This is a genomic window from Euzebyales bacterium (genome assembly GCA_036374135.1).
GTDB lineage: Bacteria > Actinomycetota > Nitriliruptoria > Euzebyales > JAHELV01 > JAHELV01.
On the sequence record DASUUK010000037.1, the window covers coordinates 1 to 6073 of the forward strand.

The window sequence follows — 6073 nt, forward strand, 5'->3', positions numbered from 1 at the left end:
CGACGCCGACCATGATTACCGGGGTGCCGACGACCTCGGCAGGCATCCACGGCAGGGCCGGGGCCAGCCGCAGGAAAGGTGGTCGTCGGGACGTCCCGCACGGCGTCGGCGGCGTACGCGGCGAGGCCGCGCAGCACGCCGGTGTCGTCGAGGCGGTACACGACGAACCCGGCGACTGCGGTGCGCGCGAACGGGTGTGTCCGGAATCGGAACCGCATCACACGCCGAAGTTGCCGCCACCGCCGCGCAGGCCCCACAGCAGCTCAGGGTGGGACCGGTCGTCGGCCGTCAGCAGGTCGCCGTCGGCGGTGACCAGGTCGACGGCCTCGACGTGGTCGCAGGTCAGGCCGCGCCGGCGCATCGCCCAGCCGATGCCGCCGCCCAGCGTCAACCCGCCGACGCCGGTGTCGGTGACGATGCCGGACGGCAGCAGCCGACCGGCCGGTACCGCCACGCGGTCGACGTCGCCCAGCCGGGCGCCGCCCTGCACCGTGGCGCGGCCGCTGTCCGGGTGGACCGTGACGTCGCGCATGCCCGACACGTCGATCACCAACTCGCCGTCGCACAGCGCGTGGCCGGCCACGTTGTGCCCGCCGCCACGCACCGCGACGGCCATGCCGGCCGAGCGCGCATAGCGCAGGGCGGCGGCGACGTCGGACGTGTCCCGGCAGCGTGCGATCACCGCCGGGTAGCGGTCGACCTGGCGTTCCAGATGGCGCGCGCAGCCAGATACCCGGCGGTGCCCGAGGAGCTCACCTGCCCGGCGCAACCTGGAGCATCTCAAGTGGCCCCAGCGGCAGATCGGAGAGGACCTGCTCGACGCGATCGTCGTCACCACTGGCGAACAGGCATACCGGCGTGAGGACAGCATGGCGGTGGTCCCTGCAGCGCTCTCCTCGGACCTTGAGCCGGTGACCAACGCGTGTTCGCACCCGATAGGCCGTCTGACTAGGTGGGGGAGAGGCGAGCCGGCTGGCCGGGCAGGCCGCCGGGCTTGGAGCGGTATGCGGCAGCCCCGACCGCGGTGACGAGCATCGGCCAGGCCTCGGTCTTAAACGCGCGACGTACCTCGTCGTCGAAGAACGTCAGGCCGGTGGCTCCGAAGCGGTGGTCGAAGGCGGCGAGCTGGAGCCGGCCAGCAACGATGCCGGCTTCTAGCTGCGCGGCGCGGTAGCCGCGGCTTCCCAGCGCCGCGGTGATGCGGTCGGCATCCGCGCAGTGGAACGCGGTGTATGAGCTGTCGCCGCCGAGGTCTTGGGCCAGGCACAGCGCACGCGCCAGGTCTCGGACGTCGCCCTCCCGGATCGCGTTGAGTCCGTCGGTGCCCCAGCGGTACAGGCCCGGGGCGATGCCGTCGACCGCATGGATGGCGATGTTGTGCTCAAGCAGTGTGCCTCCAGCCGGCAGGAAGTCGGCGGGGACCGGTCGTGCTGCCCACCCCAGCGCGTCGGTGAGCAGGCCGAGAGGGGCAAGCAGCGCTGGGTCGAAGCGCCGCGTCGCGCCGCGCCGGCGGATCAGCTCAGGGATGGGCCCATGCGGGGTCCACTCCCCGGCCGCGGGCGCCGGCGCGGTGGGGAGCTCGGCGGACGACCGCGCCCAGGCCGCGACGTCGGCCTCGTGCAGGTCACCGGCTTGCTGGGTCTCGGTGATGAGCGGGAACTCCGGGGAGTCTTCGGCGAGCTGGCCGAAGGGTGCATCGGCCGGCTCAGGCAGCGGCGTGGTTGCCGCGCCGAGACGGAGGAGGGCGAGCGGGAATTCGTGGGTGCCGTCGGCGCCGACGACCGCGGCCAGCTCCGCGTCTGCGAACGCAAGCTCGACGCGCGCGTCACAGCCGGCTGCCTCGCTGGCGGTCAGGGTGTTTGCGAGCATGGTGCCGGCGTCCCAGTAGCAATGCCGCAAACCTCGCTCGCGGTACTTCCACGCCGTGCGCCACGGCACGCCGGTCAAGACCAGCGCGGTTGGGGCATCGGACGGCGCGCGGGTAAGCCGCACAAGGCCATGCTCGCGCGGCTGGTAGTGGTAGATGCCCGGATCGAGCCCGTCGATATCGCCGGTGACCAGGTACAGCTCCACGGGCGCGAGGTTGCCGGCCGACGCGGCCGCGCGGAAGGAGACCAGCCCTCCAAGGGTCTCCTTGACCCTGGTAACCCCGGCGCTGAGGAACAGCAGGCTGCCAACCATGCCGACGTCAGGCGTGGCGCCAAGCCTGAGGTCGCGGGGCAACGGGGTGGCCCCGCAGCCTGGGAAGGTCTTGAACTGCGGAGGTTGGCGGTCGGGCCGCATTGGCCGGAAGCCGTGTACCAGCCGGGGATCACGTGGCCGCCGCCACGCCGGGTCGTGGTTGGTGAGGCGGTGGAAGTCGCGTGCGGTCTCGCCCATCACCGATTCATCCTCGCTGACCGACGCGCGGATAGCGCAGCTCGCGCTCGGCTCGGTGCGGAGGCCACACGATCCTGCGGACTCCCTCCTGCCACTGCACGGTGAGGACCTCATGACCGGCCTGCAGGCCGGTGTCGGGATCCAGGCGGAAGGGGCCAAACAGGGTCGTGCATCGCAACCGCGACGCCGAGGCGTACAAAGCCTGATCATCCGCGGTGCCGGCGTTGGCCAGGCAGGCACTCGCGATTACCCCGGCGGCGAAGGCTTGCGCGGCGGGGTACGGCGGCTCGGTGCCCGTCTCCCGGCGGTAGGCATCGACGAACCAATCCGCATCGGGACCCTCGTCGGGCTCGGGCGCAGCCGAGGGCATCCACTGGGCCGGACCCAGCAGCCCGTCGCGTGCGTCACCGAGCGCCGCGAGGACCTCCTCGACGCCGGCGGCCACGAGCACGACCGCCCGCCGGCTGCGGTCGTTCACCAGTGCCCGGGCCGCCGCGACCTCGTCCTGGAACCCGGCGGCGACCCCGACCACCTCGGCGGCCGGCAGCTGTGGCAGCACGTCAGCCACACCACCGCGGGGCGACTCAACAACCGTGCTGGCGACGCCGAGCCTGGCCGCCGCCTGCCTTGCGCCCGCCGCGACCTCCCGCCCGAACCCGGTGTCGGCGTGCAGCAGCGCGACCCCTCGAGCGTCAGGATCGGCGGCGTGCACCGCCTCAAGCGCGCCGTGGAAGTAGGTCGCCGCAGGTGCCGGAACGTTGACCACGTGATGATGTGCCAGCCGGGTGGTGGCGCCGCCGTGATTCCAGACCAGCCGCAGTGTCGCGCGGGCAGCGGCCACGGCCGGCCCGCTGCCGTAGGGACCGAACACCAGATCCGGACGCGTGGCAGTCGCTGCCCGCATCGCCTCAGACACATGCCGACCGGCGTCGTGCACCTCCAGCCCAGCGTGCTCGCGCCGCGCCCACAGGCGCAGCGCGGCCGCTCCTGCCCGACCGTAACGCGCCAGCGGCCCGCTGAGCTGGGTCACCACAACTGCTCGCACGACGTCGGCGTTCACTCGCTCTCGTCAGGTGCTCTTGTCCTCGATTTCCCAGGCGTGGTCAAACACATGCCAGGCGATCCGGCGCGCCGCATAGCGCGGCGGCCAGCCCTTGTCGACCAGGGGGTCGCCCTTGCGTGCGCAGGACGGCGAGCAGGTCGTTGCGCATGGCCTACTGCCCGCCGGGCGCAGCGAACTGCTTCGGGGTGTCGCGGACGCCGAGCTTGCGAGCGTAGGAGGTTCGGATTCGGCGACGTGCTCGGCGATCTGGTCGCGGTCCCGCCCGCCACCACCTGGCCCCTTGCGCAGCTTGGCGGGCGCGTTGGCGGCCACGCGGTCAAACATGCGCCAGGCTGCGGCGACCAGATCGGCGAGCCGTGCCGCGGTTTCGGCATCGAGTGGCTCGGCGTCGGCGGCAGGCACGCGACACGTCTGGGGCTCCGAAGTCGGTGACGGCCGAGCCGGGAGCGCGCTCGGCGATGCTGAACCAGCGATCTGGTGGCTTTCGGCCTTCGCCGGTGGAAAGCTCAGACCGCCTCGGTGGCCACGGCCGCATAGCGGCGAGCGTAGTCGGCGAGCGCGGCGATGGCCGCGTCCTCGTCGCGCGCCACGCGGCACCAACCGGGCCACGTCAGCGAGCACGCGAACACGCTTGGGACCTTGCTCAAGGTAGATCGGCTCGGTCACGCAAGCGGCGGGGATCAGGAGGATGGTGGCTCGCCCCGCTGCTCAACAGCACGCTCGCGCGGGACCGCAGCAGCAGCAGCTCTTGCAGATTGCGGAGCCGCTTGAGGTCCCCTGCCTGCGATGCCGTGAAGATCCGCCGCCGCCGCCGTCGTACCTCATCTTCGACCGCACGCCAATCGATCGCGTGCCAGTCCGTTCACCACCGCCGCATAGCCACGTGATGTGACACTGTGCGAACCGATGTTGACCATGCGTGACAATCCCTTACCGTGTCAGCCGCACGGCGGGCGTTGCGATGAGCTCGACGCGGTTCGCATTGTGGGAGGTAAGGCCCACCAACAGATTTCCAACATGTCACCGCTGTTGGGAATCTGAGCAGCGTCCGGTACTGCGGTCCGATCTGACTGGCGCCTTTGTCAACGACCGTTTGGCGGGTGGCATCTACCACGACCGAGTTTGATCCGCCGGTTGCAGGTCGTGCGGGCGCGCTCAACGGTCGGGCGGCTGATACAGACCTCCCGCGTGAGCTTCTCATGGTTCGGTCGCGCTGCCGTGGGTTCCACCGTCGGCGCGTCGATCAGGCAAGGCCGCAGCCATGACGACATGGTGGCAGAGCCGTGGACCGCCCTGGGTTTGTTGGAGGCTCGGGTTATTGGTTTCCAACCAACACCTTGGGGGTGCTGGGTGCATGATAGGCGTCTTCGAACTCTGCCGGGGGCAGGTCTCCGAGGTAGCTGTGTAGCCGCTGCTCGTTGTACCAGGCCACCCATGACAGGGTGGCCAGTTCGACTGCCTCGATGGTGCGCCAGGGGCCCTGCTCGGGCCCGTAGATGAGCTCGGCCTTGTACAGGCCGTTGACGGTCTCGGCCAGCGCATTGTCGTACGAATCGCCGACGGATCCGATCGAGGGGACCGCGCCGAGCTCAGCGAGCCGCTCGCCGTAGCGCACGCTGGTGAACTGCGACCCGGCATCCGAGTGGCACACCAGCCCCTCGAGTTGCGTGCCGCGTGATCGGCGGGCCATCTCGAGCGCGTCGAGGACCATCGCGGTGCGCATGTGCCCGGCGACGCGCCAGCCGACGATGCGGCGGCTGAACGCGTCGACGATGAAACACACGTACGCCACCCCGGCCCAGGTGGGCACGAACGTCAGATCCGTGGTCCACAGCGCGTTGGGCCGGTCCGCGGTGAACTCGCGGTCCACCCGGTCGGGATGGCGATCCGCCTGCTCGTCGCGGCGGGTGGTGGTCACCCGCCGCCGCCGCGACACCCCACGGATGGCCATCAGCCGCATCAGCCGGGCGGTCTGATCCCGACCGATGTCATGCCCCGCCCGGCGGGCGGCCTTCCACAACTTGTGGGCGCCGTACACCCGGTAGTTGGCCTGCCACAACGCCAGCAGGATCGGCATCAGCACCGCGTCACGCAGCGCGCGGGGCGACGGCGGCCGCGACCTGGCCGCGTAGTAGGTGGAGGGCGCAACCTGCAGCGTCTCGCAGATTGGCTCGACGCCCCACACCAGCCCCGCGGTCGTGTTGTCGCGGTGGCTGTCGATGAACGCGACTACCTGCTCGGTGGCGGGTCGAGCTCCCGCGCGAAGAAACTCGCGGCCGACTTCAAGATCGCGTTCGCGCGCCGCAGTTCGCGGTTCTCCTGCTCGAGCTGCTTGATGCGCGCGGCGTCCGCCGTCGTGGTGCCCGGCCCGTGGCCGGCGTCGATGTCGGCCTGTCGGACCCACGTGCGGACCGACTCCACGCCGTAGCCCAGCTGCTCGGCGACCCGCTTGACGGTCCCCTGGGACGTGCCCAGCTCGGCGCGCAGCTGACGGACCAGCCGGACCGCCTGCGCCTTCTCCTCAGGTGTGTACCGACGCGTCGTCGGCTTCTCGTGCGTCTGCCTGCGCTGTGTTGCCATGGCTCTCAGTCTCCAAGCTCGAGAGCCTCTACGAAACCCAGAGCGATTCAG

7 protein-coding genes are annotated in these 6073 nt (G+C 70.9%); all 7 read right to left on the reverse strand.

Annotation, left to right across the window (positions count from 1 at the left end):
- Window positions 1–218 (reverse strand): hypothetical protein (locus VFZ70_06365; GenBank protein ID HEX6255418.1); only part of this gene is annotated, 218 nt, incomplete at its 3' end.
- Window positions 218–682 (reverse strand): FAD-dependent oxidoreductase, encoded by a 465-nt coding sequence (locus VFZ70_06370; protein ID HEX6255419.1) that lies wholly within the window; start codon window positions 680–682, stop codon window positions 218–220. The genes VFZ70_06365 and VFZ70_06370, both read right to left, overlap by 1 nt.
- 266 nt (window positions 683–948) lie before the next feature.
- Entirely contained in the window at window positions 949–2379 is a 1431-nt protein-coding gene (locus tag VFZ70_06375) for a SagB/ThcOx family dehydrogenase (GenBank protein HEX6255420.1), read from the reverse strand.
- A gap of 7 nt (window positions 2380–2386) precedes the next feature.
- On the reverse strand, window positions 2387–3409 hold the full coding sequence (locus VFZ70_06380; GenBank protein ID HEX6255421.1) for an ABC transporter substrate-binding protein: 1023 nt from the start codon (window positions 3407–3409) through the stop codon (window positions 2387–2389).
- A 39-nt stretch (window positions 3410–3448) separates the two neighbouring features.
- Entirely contained in the window at window positions 3449–3844 is a 396-nt protein-coding gene (locus tag VFZ70_06385; GenBank protein HEX6255422.1) for a hypothetical protein, read from the reverse strand.
- Window positions 3845–3948: 104 nt separating this feature from the next.
- Entirely contained in the window at window positions 3949–4089 is a 141-nt protein-coding gene (locus tag VFZ70_06390; protein HEX6255423.1) for a hypothetical protein, read from the reverse strand.
- 668 nt (window positions 4090–4757) lie between these two features.
- Window positions 4758–6022 (reverse strand): IS3 family transposase gene (locus tag VFZ70_06395; GenBank protein ID HEX6255424.1). Its coding sequence is split into 2 segments (ribosomal slippage): window positions 4758–5689 and window positions 5689–6022, totalling 1266 coding nucleotides; the frame shifts between segments, so codons are not numbered across the junction.
- Between the last annotated feature and the right edge of the window lie 51 nt (window positions 6023–6073).